The organism is bacterium, assembly GCA_041649255.1.
GTDB lineage: Bacteria > Hydrothermota > UBA3073 > JACQXS01 > JAQTXJ01 > JAQTXJ01.
The window spans coordinates 29,402-49,574 of record JBAZNK010000014.1; the positions used below are offsets into that span (position 1 = coordinate 29,402).

22 protein-coding genes and 1 tRNA gene are annotated in these 20,173 nt (G+C 38.8%); 12 read left to right on the top strand and 11 right to left on the bottom strand.

What is annotated here, in order from left to right; all coding sequences use genetic code 11:
- Nucleotides 1–19: 19 nt before the first annotated feature.
- The 3 genes from WC614_10045 to WC614_10055 form a co-directional block, all read right to left on the bottom strand.
- Nucleotides 20–997, bottom strand: a complete 978-nt coding sequence (locus WC614_10045) for a PorV/PorQ family protein (GenBank protein ID MFA5033348.1) — start codon at nt 995–997, stop codon at nt 20–22.
- Nucleotides 998–1,127: 130 nt separating this feature from the next.
- On the bottom strand, nt 1,128–2,438 hold the full coding sequence (locus WC614_10050) for a T9SS type A sorting domain-containing protein (GenBank protein MFA5033349.1): 1,311 nt from the start codon (nt 2,436–2,438) through the stop codon (nt 1,128–1,130).
- A gap of 369 nt (nt 2,439–2,807) precedes the next feature.
- Nucleotides 2,808–2,951, bottom strand: coding sequence for a hypothetical protein (locus tag WC614_10055; protein ID MFA5033350.1), 144 nt, complete (start codon nt 2,949–2,951; stop codon nt 2,808–2,810).
- A 62-nt stretch (nt 2,952–3,013) separates the two neighbouring features.
- Between WC614_10055 and rpsF the strand changes: the two genes are divergently transcribed.
- The 12 genes from rpsF (at nt 3,014) to WC614_10115 (ending at nt 11,643) form a co-directional block, all read left to right on the top strand.
- On the top strand, nt 3,014–3,358 hold the full coding sequence (rpsF, locus tag WC614_10060) for a 30S ribosomal protein S6 (GenBank protein ID MFA5033351.1): 345 nt from the start codon (nt 3,014–3,016) through the stop codon (nt 3,356–3,358).
- A gap of 19 nt (nt 3,359–3,377) precedes the next feature.
- Entirely contained in the window at nt 3,378–3,803 is a 426-nt protein-coding gene (locus tag WC614_10065; protein MFA5033352.1) for a single-stranded DNA-binding protein, read from the top strand.
- Nucleotides 3,769–4,029 (top strand): 30S ribosomal protein S18, encoded by a 261-nt coding sequence (rpsR, locus tag WC614_10070; protein MFA5033353.1) that lies wholly within the window; start codon nt 3,769–3,771, stop codon nt 4,027–4,029. The genes WC614_10065 and rpsR overlap by 35 nt, the downstream gene beginning before the upstream one ends.
- A gap of 2 nt (nt 4,030–4,031) precedes the next feature.
- Nucleotides 4,032–4,484, top strand: a complete 453-nt coding sequence (gene rplI, locus WC614_10075) for a 50S ribosomal protein L9 (protein MFA5033354.1) — start codon at nt 4,032–4,034, stop codon at nt 4,482–4,484.
- A gap of 131 nt (nt 4,485–4,615) precedes the next feature.
- Nucleotides 4,616–5,092 (top strand): bifunctional nuclease family protein, encoded by a 477-nt coding sequence (locus tag WC614_10080; protein ID MFA5033355.1) that lies wholly within the window; start codon nt 4,616–4,618, stop codon nt 5,090–5,092.
- Complete coding sequence (locus tag WC614_10085) at nt 5,089–7,521, top strand: ATP-dependent Clp protease ATP-binding subunit (GenBank protein ID MFA5033356.1); 2,433 nt, start codon at nt 5,089–5,091, stop codon at nt 7,519–7,521. The genes WC614_10080 and WC614_10085 overlap by 4 nt, the downstream gene beginning before the upstream one ends.
- Nucleotides 7,522–7,586: 65 nt before the next feature.
- Entirely contained in the window at nt 7,587–8,897 is a 1,311-nt protein-coding gene (secY, locus tag WC614_10090; GenBank protein ID MFA5033357.1) for a preprotein translocase subunit SecY, read from the top strand.
- Nucleotides 8,898–8,899: 2 nt separating this feature from the next.
- A complete protein-coding gene (locus WC614_10095) occupies nt 8,900–9,532 on the top strand; it encodes a nucleoside monophosphate kinase (GenBank protein ID MFA5033358.1) in 633 nt (210 codons plus the stop codon).
- The gene (gene infA, locus WC614_10100; GenBank protein ID MFA5033359.1) at nt 9,499–9,729 is read left to right on the top strand and encodes a translation initiation factor IF-1; all 231 of its coding nucleotides are present in this window, start codon (nt 9,499–9,501) and stop codon (nt 9,727–9,729) included. Before WC614_10095 ends, infA begins: the two co-directional genes overlap by 34 nt.
- Nucleotides 9,730–9,820: 91 nt before the next feature.
- Nucleotides 9,821–9,934, top strand: a complete 114-nt coding sequence (gene rpmJ, locus WC614_10105; GenBank protein ID MFA5033360.1) for a 50S ribosomal protein L36 — start codon at nt 9,821–9,823, stop codon at nt 9,932–9,934.
- 367 nt (nt 9,935–10,301) lie between these two features.
- On the top strand, nt 10,302–11,135 hold the full coding sequence (locus tag WC614_10110; protein ID MFA5033361.1) for a hypothetical protein: 834 nt from the start codon (nt 10,302–10,304) through the stop codon (nt 11,133–11,135).
- A 67-nt stretch (nt 11,136–11,202) separates the two neighbouring features.
- Nucleotides 11,203–11,643 (top strand): hypothetical protein, encoded by a 441-nt coding sequence (locus tag WC614_10115; GenBank protein ID MFA5033362.1) that lies wholly within the window; start codon nt 11,203–11,205, stop codon nt 11,641–11,643.
- Nucleotides 11,644–11,950: 307 nt separating this feature from the next.
- Here the strand turns inward: WC614_10115 and WC614_10120 are convergent, their stop codons facing one another.
- The 8 genes from WC614_10120 to WC614_10155 form a co-directional block, all read right to left on the bottom strand.
- Complete coding sequence (locus WC614_10120; GenBank protein MFA5033363.1) at nt 11,951–12,709, bottom strand: class I SAM-dependent methyltransferase; 759 nt, start codon at nt 12,707–12,709, stop codon at nt 11,951–11,953.
- Nucleotides 12,710–12,952: 243 nt separating this feature from the next.
- A complete protein-coding gene (locus WC614_10125; GenBank protein MFA5033364.1) occupies nt 12,953–13,774 on the bottom strand; it encodes a PHP domain-containing protein in 822 nt (273 codons plus the stop codon).
- 83 nt (nt 13,775–13,857) lie between these two features.
- Nucleotides 13,858–14,337: a pantetheine-phosphate adenylyltransferase gene (gene coaD / locus WC614_10130; protein MFA5033365.1), complete on the bottom strand. Its 480-nt coding sequence runs from the start codon at nt 14,335–14,337 to the stop codon at nt 13,858–13,860.
- A gap of 45 nt (nt 14,338–14,382) precedes the next feature.
- Complete coding sequence (locus WC614_10135) at nt 14,383–14,697, bottom strand: septum formation initiator family protein (protein ID MFA5033366.1); 315 nt, start codon at nt 14,695–14,697, stop codon at nt 14,383–14,385.
- 188 nt (nt 14,698–14,885) lie between these two features.
- Nucleotides 14,886–14,956 (bottom strand) — tRNA-Trp (locus WC614_10140).
- 162 nt (nt 14,957–15,118) lie between these two features.
- Nucleotides 15,119–16,390, bottom strand: a complete 1,272-nt coding sequence (eno, locus tag WC614_10145) for a phosphopyruvate hydratase (GenBank protein MFA5033367.1) — start codon at nt 16,388–16,390, stop codon at nt 15,119–15,121.
- A 19-nt stretch (nt 16,391–16,409) separates the two neighbouring features.
- Nucleotides 16,410–19,229 (bottom strand): hypothetical protein, encoded by a 2,820-nt coding sequence (locus tag WC614_10150; GenBank protein MFA5033368.1) that lies wholly within the window; start codon nt 19,227–19,229, stop codon nt 16,410–16,412.
- 57 nt (nt 19,230–19,286) lie between these two features.
- On the bottom strand, nt 19,287–19,952 hold the full coding sequence (locus tag WC614_10155) for a rhomboid family intramembrane serine protease (protein ID MFA5033369.1): 666 nt from the start codon (nt 19,950–19,952) through the stop codon (nt 19,287–19,289).
- Nucleotides 19,953–20,173 lie beyond the last annotated feature (221 nt).

The window sequence follows — 20,173 nt, forward strand, 5'->3', positions numbered from 1 at the left end:
AGTTCTCTTACAATCCCTGTTAAATTCTGTTATTCTTTCTGTTATAAAAATACAACGGCTTCACATTTACCTGCATTCTCCAGTTTTCATACAAAAATTCATATACGTCACCATCATTTGATATGTCTATTTGTAGAAACCCGATATTAAATCCGCAACCATAAGTTATTCCGGAACGACACCCTCTTGTATCATTAAAATATCCCCCTCTCAACGTAAATACTTTGTTAAATGCAAGTTCAATCCCTCCGCCATACCAATTTTCGTGTTCTGTGCCCACTAAATCCCTGATTATATTCCCGGAAAGATTTATACCCGGAATAAATGAAGGTAAATTCTTTTTAAACGGGACGCTGTTAAATCCAAAACCTGTACGAACAAGAAATGGCATTTGCTTGCTCCAAGTATGTCTACTATTGGCATAATGCATGCTGTCTCCCAAATTTTGACAGGATATTCCCAAAGATAACCCCGGTATAGGAGTTTTATAAAGCCCCCCAAAATCAAACACAAAGGTCTTTGAATGGGTAGTATCATAAATGAAACAATAAGGGGTGTCATAAAAGTATTTCAGCGATAAACCTAAACCTATGTTTTTGATAACTTCTTTTCCATAAGAAAAGATTAACGTATAGTCGTAAGTTCTCCACCCAATTTTATTGCCAGTATCATCTATTATCCCATCTGTTGGACTTGTAAATAAACAGCTGTATCCCAACCCAAAACTCCCTATTTTGAAAGGAAGTGGAGTTATCCCACCAACATATGTGTATTTTAGAGCATAAGCAAATAGCCCTTCCGATGGAGGCATGCATCCAATTTCTAAATTCTTGCAAAAAGCAAGTCCGCCGGGATTATAATAAACTGCGGTAATGTCGTCCGCAACACCCGTAAACGCATACCCCATAGCTGCCTGCCTTGCCCCCGGATTTATTGTAAGAAATTCTCCTCCGGCATCACTGAAAAAATTTATAACAACAAGTAAAATCATTCCCATCTTTTTTATATTCTACTCTGTGTTAATCTTGTAAAAATCTTTTTTTTATTCATTCGTTGTCTTTTTATTGTCTGTTTCTCTTTTCGTGTGTTAATCTCGTGAAATCTCGTGGTTTCATTCTGTTTTCTTTTCATCTTATTTTCACCACTTTCATTGTTTTATTCGTCACGGACTTCACAAAATATATCCCCGCCAACACTTCTTTTCCCCTTATATTTTTGCCATTCCAGACACCATTAATTACTTCCGTAACGAACGTTCCCGTCTTGTCGTATATTTTCACGCTGTTTTCTTCGCTGTAAATCCTTGTTGATCCGTAAAAAGGATTCGGACTAGCCAGCAACGTATTCTCCGTCTCTGGCGGTGTGCCCTTTTTAGAAATGTTTTCCTTGAAATATACTTTTGCCACACCGTCTCTCGTATCCCAGAACAACGCGTACAGATTTTCATTATTATCCACTGCTATGGAAGGGTTTGAAGCGTTCACGGAAGAATCAGTTAATTTAATGTCCTCTCCCCAGATTCCATTAACAAGCTCCTTATAATATATTTCCCATCCTCCGTCCCTCGAATCTGCCCACGCAAGCCAGCATTTATTTCCTTTGGTTACGATGGAAGGACTGATTGCTTCGCCCGGGGATTCCACACAGGGGATTGTATTCCCGAAACTGCCATTAGAGTAACTCGTGTAAAATATTTTATACCCGCCGTATTGTTGTTCTTCCTGCCAAACGATATGGAGCACTCCTGCCGAATCAATGCATATTGACGGAAAAATAGAAGCCGTTGAAGAAGTGGTTACTTTTATCTCTTTCTGCCACGTTTGGGCAACAAATTCTTTTAAGTAGATTTCAAAATTTCCTGTTCGTAAATCTTCCCACACAACAAATACTTTAGCGTCAAATTCTGCTATAGTCGGGTATGCCGCATACATATTACTGTTTGATATTTTTGTATCCGTAGATAAAGTAACATCAAATTTCCTGTAATGAATCTCATAATCTTTTTCCCATACGATATGTAATGCCCCTTTAGTATCACAAACCATAGAAGGAGTGTAACTAAAATTCGAGCCTGATGAAACGGTGGTTACAGTATCGTCCCATTGTCCGTTATGAAACCTGCGGAATGCGATATTTGAATAGTTGTTGTTATATTGAAACGATATGTATATGTCGTTTCCTGCTCTGTTTGTGGCGATACAGGGATAAGTCGTGAGCCATTGCCTGTCTATGAATTCTCTTGTTGTCCATGAAGTCCCGTTATATTTTTTGTACCAGACAAGAAAATCGTATCCGCTGGTTGGGTTTCTGTTGAAATAAGTTATATGGACATTATTATTTTTATCGCAAACTATGTTGTGTTGGTTCGGGTAGGATGTATAACCCGTATCAATGGCAACATCCGAAGACCAACTCAAAATCAAAAACATTAAGAACATTTGTTCCTGTCCACCTCTTTTTTAACGCGACATAGCGCACTATGCCTATTTCCCGTCCGTTACAATCTGTTCGTTATAAGAAACTCTTTCCCGCCATGGCGGTTTTTTACTACTTACATTACCCCCCCATTTTATTATTTGTTACATAAAAGTCAAGCTTAAAAACTCTATATACAGTTTTGTCATTTTGTAGGGGCAGACTGGAGTTTCTTCCACCCTGTCAAAGATGGCACATCCCGTTTTGGCGGTGAGCGGACTGGCCGTATGTCCGATTTCTTCCATAAGGGCTACTCGCTTCGCCCGTTTTGTATCTTGTATCTCTAAAACACTTGGTTGCCAGTTTTTCTGTCGATATGCAGGTCTCGCATTTTAATTAATCCTCCTTGCCCACCGCGCTCTTCTTGTTGGGCGCAACTCGTTGGCGGTGTGTTTTAGTGCTTTTGTGGCAGACTCTTTGTTTTTAGCCTCCGGGGTTAATTCTTTTTTTCTTTCTATCTGTTCATTTTTTCCCACTTTCCCCCTTTTAAGAAAAACTTGTTGACAAGATGAAACTTTTGTATATTTTATATCTCATTATGAAAGAATATGAAAACCTTGTTATTTTTGATCCGGATATTAATGAGGAAATAGTTGATAAGAAGATAACTGTCCTTAAAGACCTTTTATCTCAGAAAGATGATAAAATGAGCTTTGCTATTGACAAATGGGGACTCAAAACGCTTGCTTATCCTATAAAGAAGAAAGATAGAGGGTTCTTCGTCCTTCTCAAATTCAGTGTTATTCCTGATGCGCTACCTGAACTTATTCGTGAACTTAAGCTCAGTAGTGAAATTATGAGATACTCTATTGATGTTATGGAACCCCCCAAAAAACCTTCCTCTGCATCCGCAAAAACAGACAAAGCTCCCAAAAAAGAATAAGAGCTATTAATTAAACAAAATGCAAGAATATAGGGTACCAAAAATAAATGAAGTGAGAATTACCGGCAACCTTGTTGCTGAACCGGAGCTTAAATATATGCCGGACGGTAAAGCTGTATGTAACTTCAGAATTGCAAACAGTTCGAGATACCTGGATAAGAAAACTAATCAATGGGTTGATGGCGAACCTACTTTCGTTAGAATCGCGGTTTTTGGCCCATCCGCAGAAAGACTTGGGGAAACAATTAAAAAAGGCTATGCTGTCTTCGTTGAAGGTAGACTGCAAAGCCGCTCCTGGGAAACACCGGAAGGAGATAAAAGAAGCTCAATAGAAATAATTGCTAATCGTGTCCAGAACCTTACCAGAGCACCGGGTGAAAAAAGTACAACAGAGGAGGATGTAAGCGAAGATGATACAAAGAAAGAGAACGAGCTCCCGTTTTAATAAATTAGCCGGGAAAGAAAAACTAAAATGTTTTTTCTGTAAAAAAGAAGTCGAAAAAATGAACTATAAAGCACCGGATACCCTTAGAAACTTTACTACCGAAGGTGGTAGAATTTTACCGCGCAGAATTACGGGGCTTTGTTCTAAACACCAAAAAGTCCTTACTAATGCTATTAAAAGAGCAAGAATAATGGCACTCCTGCCTTATAGTACTCGAGGTGACTAACTATGAAAATTATACTATTAAAAGAAGTAGAAACTCTCGGCCAGTACGGTGATGTCGTTAATGTAAAAAAAGGTTTCGCTCGCAATAAACTTGTTCCTCAAAAACTCGCTATGCCCTGTACGCCTTCCAATATGAAAGTAATAGAAGAATTGAAAAAAAGAGACTCCCAAAAACAGAAAAAACATAGAGAGGAAGCCTTGAAATTCAAAGAACAACTTGAAAAAATATCCCTCACTTTCCCTATATATGTCGGGGAAGATGGCAAACTCTTTGGCGCCGTTACAAATCTTGATATCGAAAAATTATTGAAAAAAGAAAAATTCGATATTGATAAAAAAGATATTACTCTGCCGGAACATATTAAAGAACTTGGCGTTTATCCCGTTGAAATTAAAATTCACCCGGATATTATGGCTACCGTGAAATTGTGGGTCGTGTCAGAAGAAATGAAATAATACACATATGAAATCTCTTCTATGCCACTTTTTTATAGTATAACCTCCTGATTTGACCAAAAATCCTACCCGTAAAAGGTAGGCACGATTAAAAACTTTTGAAAGAGAAAAATTGATTTTTTAATTGGAATATGAACGAAATTTATACAAAAGTTTCCGGTGTAGGATATGATCCGCTTAATAAACAACATATCGTTTTCCTTAAAGAATTAGATGGCGAGAGAATTATGCCTATCTGGGTCGGGACTATAGAATGCATCTCCATTGCTCGCGGTATTACTCAAACTGCTCATAAACGCCCTCTTACTCACGATCTTATCAAAAATATTCTCGAAGGAATGGATGCTAAAGTAAATAAAGTCGTCATTAATGATATTAAAGATGCTACTTATTATGCTCGTATCTATATACAAAAAAATAATGAAATTATTGAAATTGATGCTCGCCCAAGTGACTCCCTCGCTATTGCTGTTCGTTGCAAAGCTCCTGTTTATATATCTCAACATGTTCTTGATAATGCAAGCACTTTCAAAATTAAAAACGATGACGAGCTTCAACATTACTTGCAGGAGATGAAAGTTGAAGATTTCGGTAAAATTGACCTATGAACCAATTTACGGATAGATTAAATAGAGTCTTTCTCCTTGCAAAAAGAGAAACTTCCAGACTCGGGGATTCTGTCGTTAAAAGCGAACACCTTCTGATTGGTTTGATTAAAGAAGGCGGCGGAGTTGGCTTGAGAGCTCTCGTAAATACCGAAGTTGACCCTAATCAAATTCTGAAATTTATATACGAAACAAAATTAAATCCAGGCGGGATTGAAGCTAATGAAAATTCTGTTATTAGCGAGGAAATCCAACGAATACTGGATTTCGCTAAAGAAGAATCCCAGCAAATGGGGCATAATTATGTCGGCACCGAACACGTTCTTCTTGGTATCCTTAGAGAAGAACAATGTACCGCTGCTCAAATCTTGCTTAGCTTTGATGTTAATATTGATAAAATTCGGGACGAAATCTTTACTATCCTGTCTATACAGGAGGAATCCTCTAAATCAAAAACAAATAAACCGAAAACTGCTCCTACTCTTGAACACTTCTCACGCGATATTACTAAACTTGCGGCCGAAAATAAACTTGATCCGGTTATAGGTAGAGAAAAAGAAATTGAACGTGTAATGCAAATTCTTTGCAGAAGAAGAAAAAATAATCCGGCGCTTATCGGCGAACCGGGTGTCGGTAAAACTGCCATAGTTGAAGGTCTTGCTCAAAGAATTGTCTCTTCCGATGTTCCGCATTTACTGCAAAACAAAAGAATACTTGCCCTTGACCTCGCCGCGCTTGTTGCAGGAACTAAATATAGAGGGCAGTTTGAAGAAAGACTTAAATCTATCTTAAAAGAAATACAAAAATCTCAGGACTTAATAATCTTTATAGATGAACTTCATACTATTGTTGGCGCAGGTGCCGCTGAAGGCGCTATTGACGCGTCTAATATTCTTAAACCCGCCCTTGCTCGAGGCGAAATTCATTGCATCGGGGCTACTACTCTGAATGAATATAGAAAATATGTCGAAAAAGATGGCGCGCTCGAAAGAAGATTCCAGCAGGTTGCCGTTGAACCGCCTACCGTTGATGAAACCGTTAAAATACTTAAAGGACTTAGACCTAGATACGAAGCACATCATAACGTTAAATATGACGATAATGCCCTTGCTACCGCTGCTGTCCTTTCGGATAAATATATAACTAATAAATGCCTTCCGGATAAAGCTATCGATATCATTGATGAAGCCGGGAGCAGAATGAAATTAAAAAAATCTAATTATACTGTCCCGGAAATTGATAATCTGGAAACTGAATTGGAAAAAATTACCGCCTTGAAAGAAGAATCCGTGAATACTCAAAAATTTGAAGAAGCCGCACAATTGAGAGATAAACAAAAAGAACTCGAAAAACAATTGGAAATCGCTAAAACTACTAAAGTGTCGGGACATATCCATCAAGAAGATATAAGGGAAGTCTTGTCCCTGTGGACCGGCATCCCTCTTGTTAAACTTAAAGAAGAAGAACAGGAAAGATTGCAGAAAATTGAAGATATTCTCGGTGCTAAAGTCGTCGGACAAAATCAGGCAATTAAAATTCTCGCTCAGGCTATCAGACGTTCAAGAACCGGTCTGAAAGAACACTCGCGTCCTATCGGTAGCTTTGTTTTCCTCGGTCCAACTGGCGTTGGGAAAACTTATCTCGCTAAAAAGCTTGCCGAATTCCTCTTTGACTCGGAAACCGCTTTGCTTAGATTTGATATGAGCGAATATATGGAAAAATTTAATGTCTCCCGACTTATCGGCGCACCTCCGGGTTACGTAGGTTACGAAGAAGGCGGACAGCTTACGGAACGCGTCAGGAGAAGACCCTACTCTATCATATTATTGGACGAAATCGAAAAAGCTCATCCCGATGTATTTAATTTGCTGCTCCAGATTCTTGACGAAGGAACTCTTACAGACTCTTTCGGTCGTAAAGTTGATTTCAAAAATACTATCCTTATTATGACTTCTAATATTGGAACTTCTGAAATTAAACGTACCAGTATAGGTTTTGAAGGCACTACAAACGCAAATATAGATTACGAACAAATGAGGAAAAAATTACTTGAAGAAGTTAAAAAAATGTTCAGGCCGGAATTCATTAACAGGATAGACGAAGTCGTTGTATTCAAATCTCTCGGGCTTGAAGAGATGGAAAAAATTATTGACCTCTTATTGTCGGAACTGAAAAATCGTCTTGTCGAAAAAAGTATCCAGCTTGTTATCGATAAATCTGCTAAAGAACTTCTTCTGGAAAAAGGTTTTGATCCGGAATTTGGCGCCAGACCGTTGAAAAGAGCTATAGAAAAAATCATTGAAGACCCGTTGTCAGAAAAAATCCTTGAACTTAATAATAAAAAAGGTATAATTCTAAAAGTTGTCAGAGAAAATGAGAAAGTTAATTTTATTGTGGAATCTTTTTATAAACCGAAAACAGTGAAATGTTGATGCCCTTTTTTCTGTGGGATAATCCCGCCATGGCGGGAAAGGGCTTCTAAAAAAATGGAGATATTATGCTAAGTAAAATTCGAGATGCTTTTAAAATTCCGGATTTAAGAAATAAATTGCTCTTTACGCTTGGTATCCTTGCCGTTTATAGACTCGGTTCTCATATCCCCTGCCCGGGAATCGGTACCGCCGCTCTTATGAGCTTTTTTGATAAAGCAAGAGGAACTATCCTTGGTCTTTATGATATTTTCTCCGGCGGAGGATTGTCCCAGGGCGCTATATTCGGACTCGGTATTATGCCTTATATTTCTGCCTCGATTATTTTCCAATTGCTCGGTGCCGCTATCCCTGCATTACAAAAACTACAACGCGAAGGCGAAGAAGGTAAACGAAAGTTAATGCAGTATTCAAGATACCTTACCGTTCTTGTCGCTTTTATTAACGGTCTCGGTGTTTCTATTTTCTTCTCCAGTCTTACAGGCGCGGATGGGTCTCCCGTTGTCCTTAATCCGGGAATAGCTTTCCAGATTATTACTACTCTTACTCTTGTTGCCGGAACTATCTGCGTTATGTGGCTCGGTGAACTTATTACCGAGAAAGGTATCGGGAATGGTACATCTCTTATCATTATGATTGGTATCGTTGCTCGCTTCCCTATTGAAATTGTTAGCACCGGCAGAATGGTTGCCGCCGGCGCTCTTAGTATCGTTGCTTGCGTTGCTTTCTTTGCTGTAATAGTTTTGATGACTGCCGGTGTTGTACTTGTTACCCAAGCACAACGAAGAATTCCGGTCCAGTATGCTCAAAGAGTTATCGGACGGAAAGTCTACGGTGGTAAAAGTACTCATATACCATTAAATGTCAATGCTGCCGGTGTTATCCCTATCATTTTTGCCCAGTCAATACTTATGGTGCCGGGAACGATTACAAGATTTTTCTCCAATAGCCCTTTGGCGCAAGGTTTCGCAGAAGCCTTTACACCGGGTATGTGGGCTTATAATTTGATATATGCCATACTTATAATCTTCTTTGCTTACTTCTATACCGCTGTGGTTATTAACCCTGTCGATATGGCTGAAAATATGAAAAAATACGGTGGTTTTATACCGGGTCTCAGACCGGGGGCTCAAACCGCTGCTTATATTGATAAGGTTATGTCGAGAATTACTCTCCCGGGCGCTCTATTCTTTGCACTTATTGCTATTATTCCGATGTATATTATGAATAGTTTGAGAGTCCCCTGGTATTTTGGAGGCACAAGCTTAATTATCGTTGTCGGTGTTGTTCTTGATACTATGCGCGCAGTTGAAGCTCAAATGTTAATGAGACACTACGAGGGCTTTATTAAAAAAGGACACCTTAGAGGGAGAAGATAATTATGGGTATAATATTCTTAGGGCCTCCGGGCTCAGGTAAAGGTACTCAAGCCGAAACGATTGCCAAAGAATTTAATTTGAACCTTGTCGTTATGGGGGATATCCTTAGAAAAGAAATTAAAGAACTAACTCCCCTCGGTTTACAAATAAAATCTTATGTCGAAACGGGTGCGCTCGTCCCGGATGAACTCGTTATTCAGTTAATTCAAAAAAATCTGACAGGCGATTCTTTTATTCTGGATGGTTTCCCGCGAACCGTAAAACAAGCTCAAATGCTCGATACTGTAACAAAAATAGATAAAGTTATTTACTTTAATTGTCCGGCAGAACTCATTCTTGAAAGATTATCAAACCGCAGAACCTGCCCGAAATGTAATAAAGTTTATAATCTTGTTACTAACCCTCCCCAAAATAATGAGACTTGTGATGACTGCAAAACTGAGCTATTTCAACGCAAAGACGATAAAACCGAAGTCATTCAGAACAGGATTGAAGTATATAAAAAAGAAACTTTCCCTTTAATAGATTTTTATAATAAAAAAACAGTTCTTGACGAAATCAATGCAGCTGATAAAATAGAAAACATTCGTTCTAAAATAAAATGTCTGATAAACAAGATAACAAAAAAGCCATAAGAGTCGAAGGCAAAATTACCGAATGCCTCAGGGGCGGAATATTCAGGGTAGAACTGGATTCGGGACATAAAGTCCTTGCCCACGCTTCAGGTAAAATGAGAATGCACTTTATTCGTATTCTTACGGGAGATAGAGTTACGTTGGAACTCTCCCCTTATGACCTTACTCGCGGCAGAATAATCTTTAGATTTAAATAGTTTTCGTTTGGTAGGTCGGGCATTCTTGTCTGACTGTAATTAAGGGTGGAATTTTATATTCCGCTAAGGTTTTTCGGAGGATTAAAAGAATATGAAAGTTCGTGCAAGCGTTAAAAAAATATGTTCCAACTGTAAAATTGTGCGCCGAAAAGGTGTAGTAAGAATTATTTGCACTAATCCCAAACATAAACAAAAACAGGGATAATTACTATATCCATAACGTATTGTTTTATTGTTGGTCTGCTTATGGTCTCTGCTATAGCAGTACGCCTCTGGTCTATCGTTTTTTTCTTATAGAAGTCTCTTTTAATCACTGTTGAAAATTAATCTGTTCTCTTTACCTGGTCCACCTTAAGCAAGAGTGGGCGGTACAACTTTTTACCCCTCAATCTATTCTGCACTCTGTGCTTTCGCTCTATCCTCTGTGGTTGAGACTTTCTGTTTGGTGCGTTTCGTTTTTTCGTGGTAGGTTTTCTTTTAAAAAACTTGACTAATCAGGGAAGATAATTTATGTTGGAACAAGTAACTGTAAAGATATCAATATAAATCATAGTGGGGAAAAAGGAGAAGAGATGAAAAACTTTTTAGGAGTTGCTCTATCAGTGCTGTTTTTTGCTGGCTCTGCAATGGCAGAGATTTCCGTAGGACCCATCGTTGGCTATGGATTTGGTACCGGGAAAACCAACTTTATGGGAGGCACAGATTACGAAGCGGACCAGCTAGGTAAAACGACAAAGGATAAAAACCTGTATTACAGTGCCGGACAGGGAATAAAATTAGGATTGGGCGCAGCGTATAGTATTGAAGGGATATCTTTTGGGCTTGATATGGGATATTCAATGGGATTAGAAGGTGATTTAGCAAAGTTTAAAACTTATAGCGCTTTTGATTCTACTGTATATACTTCAAGCACCACTATGAAGACGTCTTACATTTTCGTCAGTCCTACTATGCAAATAGAAAAAAATATAATGGGGATTACTCCGTTTTGTGGCTTTGGCTTTACTTTGGCTTTGATGCCAAAGTCAATAATGACATCGAAAAACAGCGATAATGATGAGACAGTATGGGAACTCTCTCATAATGTTGGGATAGGAAAATGGGGAACAGTCGGAATAAAATATGCTTTAATCAGTGGACTATGGATAATCGGAGAAATAAAAGCAGAAGAACTCTCATTTAAAGCTTCTTCTGGGAAAATTACAAAATGCATACAAGATACCGTAGACCAACTACCGGATATGACAACAAGAGATAAAGAATGTGAATTCAGGGATGATGATACGGGAGATACGCCAACCGATACGACCAAGCCGGATATTGCCCATACTTTCGTAACTGCGGCTAATAGTATTAGTATTAGATTAGGAATTATATATAGCTTTAAAATACCCGGAGCATATTAAAAAAAATAATAATCACTTATACTTTAAACATATTTAATCCCTGTGAAATTACAGGGAAGGAGGCAGTATGCGTAAAGTAGTATTACTTATATCTTTTTTGGTGGTTTTAAGCACTAGCGTGAATAGTTACGCTAAAGAAAAAGACCCTTTGATTGCAGGTTGTATGTCTTGTTTATTAACAGGACTTGGTCAAGTTTACAATGGAGAAATCATTAAAGGAGGTATGTTCTTTTGTGGAACTCTCGTGGGTACGGTTTTAATAATGACTTCTATAAAAACTGATACTTACGGGGAGCCTACGATTAATACCGGTACATACGTAGCGGGTATAGCCATTGGTTCACTCTCGCATGTCTGCAGTATAGTAGATGCTGTGATTGTTGCGAATAAAATAAACGAAGGAAAATTAGGGTTGAATCTTACGCCTAAAAAAATGGACCTGGGACTGGGCGTTGGAAGTAAAAAAGCGTACGGGATGGAACTCTCTCTCAATTATAACTTTAAATAAAAAATCTACTTCGAAAAAAGGGTGAGGCATTGCCTCGCCCTTTTCTAATATCAGTTTGTGGGGACTTGATTCCTGACTGCCGTTAGGCATGTTATCAAGTCCTTTCTATCATTGGGTAGATGAGAGCACGTGCTCTCATATCTTTCTGTTTTTCTTTTCCGCGCAATTCTGTGGCTAAAATTCTCTTCTGTTTTTCGTGTTCTTTTCTTAGTTTTTCAAGTTTTCGTGGTAGTCTTTTCTGTTTAGTGTTATTTTGTACTTTTATGTTTTAGTGGCAGGGCTTTTATTCTCTGTTCTTCTGTTTGCCTTATTTCCTCAGGATACAGTAAATATTATGTGAAAAATATTCCGAGATAAACGGCAAACATTGAAACAAAGAAAAGATTTGTGAAGTTATAGTCGTGCTGGAGTTAACCTTGAAATACTCGACTTCCAAACCGCTTTCGTAAAACGCATTCTTAAATTCAGTCAGGGAAAACATATTTAACCCAAGTTCTGAAATGCTTTTTATTTTGTTGCCGGGATATTTTTTATTCCACTTTCTCACTAGAAAGGACTCGGGAAAAACGCTATGCGCCCAAGGGATTCGGATTCCGAAAATAAGTTTTGTTATTCCGTGGTCACCTAACGGACTGTTATAAAGAGGCCCAAATCCAATATACGCTTTACTGTCGGGATTCAACCTTAGCTTGATTTCTTTCAGACATTCTGCAGGGTCCAGTATATGTTCAAAAGCTGATTTAGATGTAATTATATCAAAGCCTGAGGTTTCATTTGGCAATTCAGCAATACTGGTTGCTCTAAACTCTATGATATGTTTTAATTCAGGAAAGTTTTGGTCAAGGTTCCCCTCGGCAAATTCTATCATTGCTTTATTTGTGTCTATACCGATTACTTTTTTTGCTCCCTTGCGCGCAATGTCAATACATAGTGCTCCATCACCGCAGCCAATATCAAGAACGGTTTTCCCGGTAAAAGAAATATTCCCCGGGAATCTTCCCCAAAATGTTGGAACTTCGGTAATGCTTCTCTTAAAATAAGATATTAAATTACTATTTAATTTCATATTTTAACCTTGTTAGACATGATCAATCTTGTTAACCCTGCCTACCTCCTGCTCTCTGCGAAAATCTTGTGGTTTAATTCTGTTTTCTTTTCGTTTTTAAATCTTGAACTTTCCGTTGTTTTATTTGCGTTTATTTGTGTTCCTGCCTACCGCAGGCAGGTATCTGCGGTTTCAATTTCCGTTCTCTGTTATTTCTGAACCCTAAAACCTTTTTAATCCGTGTAAATCTGTGTTAATCAGTGGCTAATTTCTTTGTTTTTCCTTCTCCAACTCCCCAATCATATCAATATACGGCAGACTGAATTCCCCTATTTGTGGATATCCGGGCCTTGTCCCGTGTGAATCCGAACCACCCGTCGCAATTAGATTATACTTCTTCACTATTTCTAAATACCTTTTCACTTCCTTCGGTGATTGACTTGGTGTCCACACCTCCACGCCTCTCATTCCCATTTCTACAAGCTCAGGAATGTATACATCCATTTTATTTAAATTCGGATGCGCCAACACCGGAACGCCTTTTGCTTCTTTTATTAGTTGAATTATAACTTCCGGTCCGATATTGGATTTTGATATATGACAGGGTTTCCCGTCCCCTAAATACAAATTAAAAGCCGTATGAGCATCTTTTATGAAACCCTTATTTATGAGTGCCGTTGCTATATGCGGTCTGCCAATCCCTCCTATCCCCGCGTTTTCCTGCACGTCCGCAAGTGTTATATATAAACCCTGCTCCGCAAGCTTATCAATGATTTTAATCGTCCTCTTCAGCCTTGCTTCTTTCATTTGAGCAACGAATTCAATCAGTTTCGGATTCTCGTAATCCACAAAATAACCCAGTATGTGAAGCGTTTTCTCGTTGTACTTCGCCGAAAATTCTGCCCCCGGGACGACTTTTACTCCAAATTTTTCTCCCGCCTCCAGCCCTTCTTTTACTCCGCCTATCTCGTCATGGTCGGTTATTGCAAGCCCGTCAATGCCTTTTCCCTTGGCCATTTCCACAGTCTCATAAGGAGACAACGTCCCGTCCGAAAATATAGTATGTATATGTAGGTCTATTCCCATTTATTTACAACTCCTTTTCCCACTAAAGTGGGGGTTAGTCCGCCTCAGGATGATTATCCCGCAAGACGGGGGTTACAACTATTTTACCTGTTGCGTGATGTTAGTTCTTTTGCCACTATTTCAGGCACGAATCCACTGACATCACCTCCATAAGCGGCTATCTCTTTTATGCTTGATGACGAAAGGAAAAAGTATTCTTCACCGGGCATTATAAAAATAGTCTCTACGGCAGGATATAATTTACGGTTTAATTGCGTAAGCTGGAACTCATAATCAAAATCCGAAACTGCCCGCAACCCTCTTATAATAGTTTTTATTTTTTTTATCTTGGCATACTCTACGAGTAGCCCTTTATAGGAATCCACAACTACCCCTTTGAATTTTTGGGTGGCGCAACTCGCAAATTTTACCCGCTCGTTAATAGAAAACAAAGGAGATTTTTCCCTGTTCTCAATCACAAGAACAATAACCTTCTCAAATAATCCCGAAGCTCTTCGGATAATGTCTATATGACCGTTGGTTATAGGGTCAAATGTCCCGGGATAAACGGCTATTTCAGGCATCCGTACCTCCTGCTGTTTTATCGTTAACAAAGCGTTGTTTATTTTTCACTCTATTCCGTATCTTTCTTTTGCTACTTTTTTCGTGTATTCTTTGCTTCCCATCAGTAAATCTATTTCTCTTTTAATAACAAGCCTTTTTGCTCGCATAACGTTTATTTCCTGTTCCGTTTTCCATATTTGCCAGCGTAATAACACGATTTTCCCTGCTCCGTAAGTTCTGAAAACTAATAAATATCCTACCAACAAAACAATCAATAATATTCCTATTTTTCTAAACTTTTTAAGCCGGAGTAAAATACTGTCTACACCCCTTCTCTCTTCCTGCCTTTCGTCCCTTTCTTCTTCTGCCCCGTATTCCATAATATCTTATGCGGCTATAATCTGTTTTTATTTCCTTGTTTCTTGTGTAAATCGTGTGAAATCTTGTGGTTTAATTTCTGAACTGTTCTTTTGTTCTTTTTCAGTTTTTACTCCACTCCCTACTTTTTTCTTTTCCCTTACTTAACCTACTTTACTTACTTAACCCACTCTACTCCTCTTTAAAAATCCGGGCCCGGAAGGAATCGAACCCTCATAGTCGGTTTTGGAGACCGATAGTCTACCATTGACATACAGGCCCATTTTATATAAAAACACTATCCTTTCTTAACACCCAAATCTTCACTTGTCCACTATTTTTTGTTGCCCGTCAGAAAATATTCAAACGAACATAATCAGAAAAACATCCTATTCCCTTGACCCCAAAACAACTGTTTTCTAATCTTTTTATCCGGCTTTCCGATTAACGAAATATTCCTTTCCCCATAAAACTTGCCGCTTTCCCCAGCTCTTCCTCTATTCGCAATAGTTCATTGTATTTTTCTACCCTGTCACATCTGGATAAAGAACCTGACTTTATCAACCCTACGTTTGTTGCTACCGCAAGATGTGATATAAAAGTAGACGTTGTCTCCCCTGAACGATGCGAAATTACACACTTGTATCCTGCGCTTTTTGCTTTTTCTATACACGCAAGCGCTTCCGTAAGAGTTCCTACCTGGTTGGGCTTAATTAAAACTGCATTGCTTGCGCTCTTTGATATCCCTTCTTGTAAACGGGCGATGTTCGTAACATAAATGTCGTCGCCAACTATTAGTATCTTTTTCCCAACCTTCTCCGTAAACTTAATCCAGCTTTCCCAGTCATCTTCCGCAAAACCATCTTCTATTGAAACTAAGGGGAATTTGTCTATCCATTTGTAGTAAACATCAGACAACTCTGCAGGAGAAAGTTTCTTCCCTTCAATTGTATATTTCCCGTCATTATAGAAACCGGAAGCCGCGCAATCAAGTGCAAGAAAAGCGTCTTTCCCGGGAACATATCCTGCTTCGGAAATAGCCTTAATAATATATTCACACGCTGCTTGGTTGGAAGGCAGCGTTGGAGCAAATCCTCCCTCGTCTCCAACTCCGGATGAAAAACCATCCTTATGAAGTACGTTTTTCAATATATGAAAAATTTCTGCGCCCATTCTTAAAGCAGAACTGAAATCTTTCGCGCCCGCAGGAACTAACATAAACTCCTGGATGTCAAGCTCGTTATTATAAGCATGAACGCCGCCGTTTATAATGTTAAACATCGGAACGGGAAGAACATGCGCATGTATTCCGCCAATCCATTTGTATAAAGGAGTCCCTATTTCTCTCGCCTGTACGACTGCTACCGCAAGAGATGTCCCGACACAAGCGTTTGCCCCGAGATTTGATTTGTTCGGAGTGCCGTCAAGCTTAATTAAAACATCGTCAATCTCACATTGGTTCGTTGCGTCAAGCCCAATAAGCGCCTTTTTAATTTTCGTGTTTACGTTGTTGACTGCTTTTAAAACACCTTTTCCTGCATACCTTTTCGCGTCTCCGTCTCTTAATTCATATACTTCATGCGCCCCGGTCGATGCTCCCGATGGAACACCAACACGTTTTGTACAACCCGACTCAAGCTCGCATTCTACTTCAACTGTGGGATTTCCCCTGGAATCCAAAATTTCTCTCGCCCTAATATCTTTAATTTTACTCATTTCTTACCTCCAATTAAATTTAATCGATTTTGTAAACGGGTAGTTGTTCCCTTATTAACTTGTACAACGGTATATCTTTTTTCCTGTATTCATTTACTATTTGTAAACCTATGCTTAATTCTTCAAAGGATAATTCCTTTGCCAAACTTTCCCATAATTCCCCCCCTGCGCTTTTTATTCTTTCTATAGTATGCGTTATTTTCTCTGTAGTTGATGCCCTCTCTTCCGAAGAAAGAGAAACCTCCTCCATCCCGACATCAAATATCCTTTCTTTCCCGCGTTTTGCAACTTTCTCATACCTTAATACATTCAGCTTGTTGAAAATTATTTTTTCTTCCAGTTGCCCTAATAAATCTATTCCGCCGTTAAAAGCAAATACTTTTGCCATAGTCGAAACCATCTGCTCTTCCACTACTTCATATAATTCTTTGCCTTTTATACCGCCTTTTAACCTTGCAAGAGCTAAAGATAATGAAAGAATCGAATTCATCCCGAGATTAGCTTTCCGTTGCATTATTTTTATACATTCCTCCACAGGAGCATTCGGAGCCAATACGCCTCTTTGTATGGCTGTTTCCCTCTCAATCTTTAGTAATACGTTATCCAATTCTGTTAATTCCGGAAGTTCTGAGACTTTTTTGCCGAGAAATGCTTTGGATATGATGTTGTTAATGTTGTCAACGGCATTAAGACACCCTTTTCCATTGTATCGAATTGCTCTTTGCCAAATCTCTAAAAGTTCGGGACTGTTCTTTCCCGCAATGTCCGTTTCGGTTAATCCTTTTTTGAATAAATAAGTTTTGTCCTCTTGCTCAAGGAAGAATTCGGGATATTGTTTTACAATTGGAGAACTTGCCGGAATAATTTTATCAATAAGATGAATTGCTTCGTCCGTCCCGGCGGATGTTCCTAAAGGCGTTGCTCCCTCAAATACAAGAAGCTTCTCGTATTTTTCACTCCCCGCTATTCCTGCCTTTATTTCAACGGCTACCGTCGGTATCCCCGCATTTGTTGATGCTTCACGTGCTACAATCTTGGTTATACAAATTTTATTTATAAAATCCTCGGCTAATCTTTCCGCCTCTTTGTCGGTTATAACCTGCCTCCCTTTCTCTTTTGATATGTTATGTATCGCTTCTTTCATTACTTTTACTACGGCTTCATACTTAAATAATCTTTCCGAGTTGGAACCTCCGCCCGCTTTTAACCCTAATGAATGCGCAGCAAGAGCTATATGCGCTTCAAAATCCTCAACCGGGGACTTTGACCGGTGCGAAACTACGGTTTGAAGCCCCTTTCCTATGGCAGTAAGCAAAGCTAATACTCCCTCGGTTACACTGCCAATTTGATTTAACTTTATAAGCGCTGTATTAATTAGCCGTTTATCCGCTTTCTCTTCTATTGATGAATCTTTGGTCGTAATATTGTCATCCCCGATGATATGAATTTTGTCCCCCAACTTTTCCATCAATAACTTCCACCCGGTATCATCGTCTTCTGCAAAACCATCTTCAATGGAGATTATCGGAAGCTCGTCCTCATCCATTGCTCTTCTGTAAATCTCAAGAAGCTCATCTCTGCTTAATATTTTTTTGTCCTTGTCTCTCCAATCAAGATACATCCCTATCGCTTCTTCTCCGGATAACCCCTTCTCTTCTTTATAAGCGTTTTCCAGCTCGCTTGCCGCAGGGTCAAGAGCTATTGCTACGTCTTTTCCCGGCACATAACCGCAATCCAGAATGGCTTGTTTTTGCATTCTCCATAACCTTTGCACGGATAACGTATCTCCTTTTTCTTTTTTTATATAAGCCGCTATCCCTCCCTCCGTTCCAATACCTTTTACTGCACAACCTTCCGCGTTTTCTATTATTTCTTTTAGCCTGGTTTGCAAATTAACCGTCATTTCCTGGGCATTCTCGTAATCCCTTGCTCCTAAAGGAACAAACATGCTCTCCTGGGGGCTGATATTACTTTCGGGAAACTCTTTTTCCGTATGCCGTCCTCCCATACCACAGTTTCGAAATTCCCATGGAGCCCACTTCTCCCTCCCGTCAGGAAGAATAATCTTTTCCATTCGTGTGTAAATCATAAGGTCCTTTACTCTCTTTACACGGTCTGCCCATTTCTTGCTTTTTACTGCTCTGGTCGAAGATATTTTAGCTGATGCCCTTTTTGCTTTTGCTTCTCTTTCATTGAATTCTTTGTATTTTCCCGGGTCCGCTAACAGAAAATCAAGTAATCCCACTAAACCTAATCCTAAGAATAATCTTCCTGCGTATACTGCGAACCTGACGTCTTTTGTTAATCCTAAAATGAGTAAAAAAATGGCAACAGGTAAAGATAATATCGCCAAATTTCTACTGCCAATCGGACCGGCTGCCGCAACTGCTAAATTATAAGGCGCATCAGGATGATAGTCTAATCCTGTTTTAGTAACACCTTTGAATAAACCTAATGGAATTTTAAAATACATCTCCAGATACCAGAAAATTTTTCCAAAAATGTTTTGTTCCATTTTTGCCTGGGCAGACGGCAATAGTGTTTCGTTCAGGGCATTTAACTTAACTGCTTTTAGGTAGTGTGCCACCTCATGTAAGGCTATACCCGTATGGAATGTTATATATAAAAATAAAAGGGAAATCAGTGTCTCATAACTGAAAAACATAAACTTTAAAACTTCTCCTCTGCTTGCTATATTGCTGGCAATAGAGAGAATTGACGAAATAAAAGCTACGTGGAAGGAAACCAATATATGGTTCGCTATTACCCATCCCCTGTCAAGATTGACGGTTTCCCTGTTCCGACAGAAACTTCTCTTTATTTGAGAAAATATGTGCATAGTTATATCAATAATTTTCTTTATAACCCCTTTTAATTAAGTCAAGTAAAAAACGTTTCACTTCCAGCTTCCCGTTTTCTTTTCTCTTAAATTCTTAACCCAGAATAACCCTACAAAAAATCCCCCTATATGAGCAAAAAATGCAATGGGACTTCCCCCGGGCCCACCCATTGACGATATTATTTGTTCGATTATCCATATCCCAAGCCATAAAAACGCCGGTATTTCTATTACCCAAAAAACCGGTATCCACGTTGATACTCTTGATGAAGGATACAATAAAAAATATGCTCCCATAACGCCCGCAATTGCCCCTGATGCTCCTACCATAGGTATTTTGGATAATGGCGAGAGCAATATCTGTACAATGCATGCTGCTATCCCACATCCTATATAGAATCCCAAAAACTTCCAGTGTCCAAACCAATCTTCAATGTTTTTTCCAAATACGAACAGAAATAACATATTTCCTATTAAATGCATCCACGAAGCATGAAAAAACATAGACGTAATACTTGTTAAATAAACGGGAAAATCAATATAAGGTGCAATGTCTTTCCCGTATATAAGTTCATTTGGGATGCATCCATATTTACGAAGAACCGTTTCAAATCCCCCCGGCATAAAAAAAGAATAAACAAATAAAAATATATTTCCCAGTATAAGAAAATAAGTAAAAAATGGGAATCTTTTTGAATTAATATCCGTTCTTAATGGAAACATTTCCCGCTATTATATACTAGCCCAAATTTAATGCAAGCATTTTTTAATTTGATAATTCTAGGTAAATTGTTACGAAGATGCCTTATCTTTTTTCTATTATAGGGGCGCTTTTCCGCTAGACTGACCGCTTTGTATTTGTTGGTAGGGAACGCATATATGCGTTCCCTACCCTAATAAACGTTTTGTTTGGTAGGTTTTCTTTTTTTTCGTGTCTTTAGTGG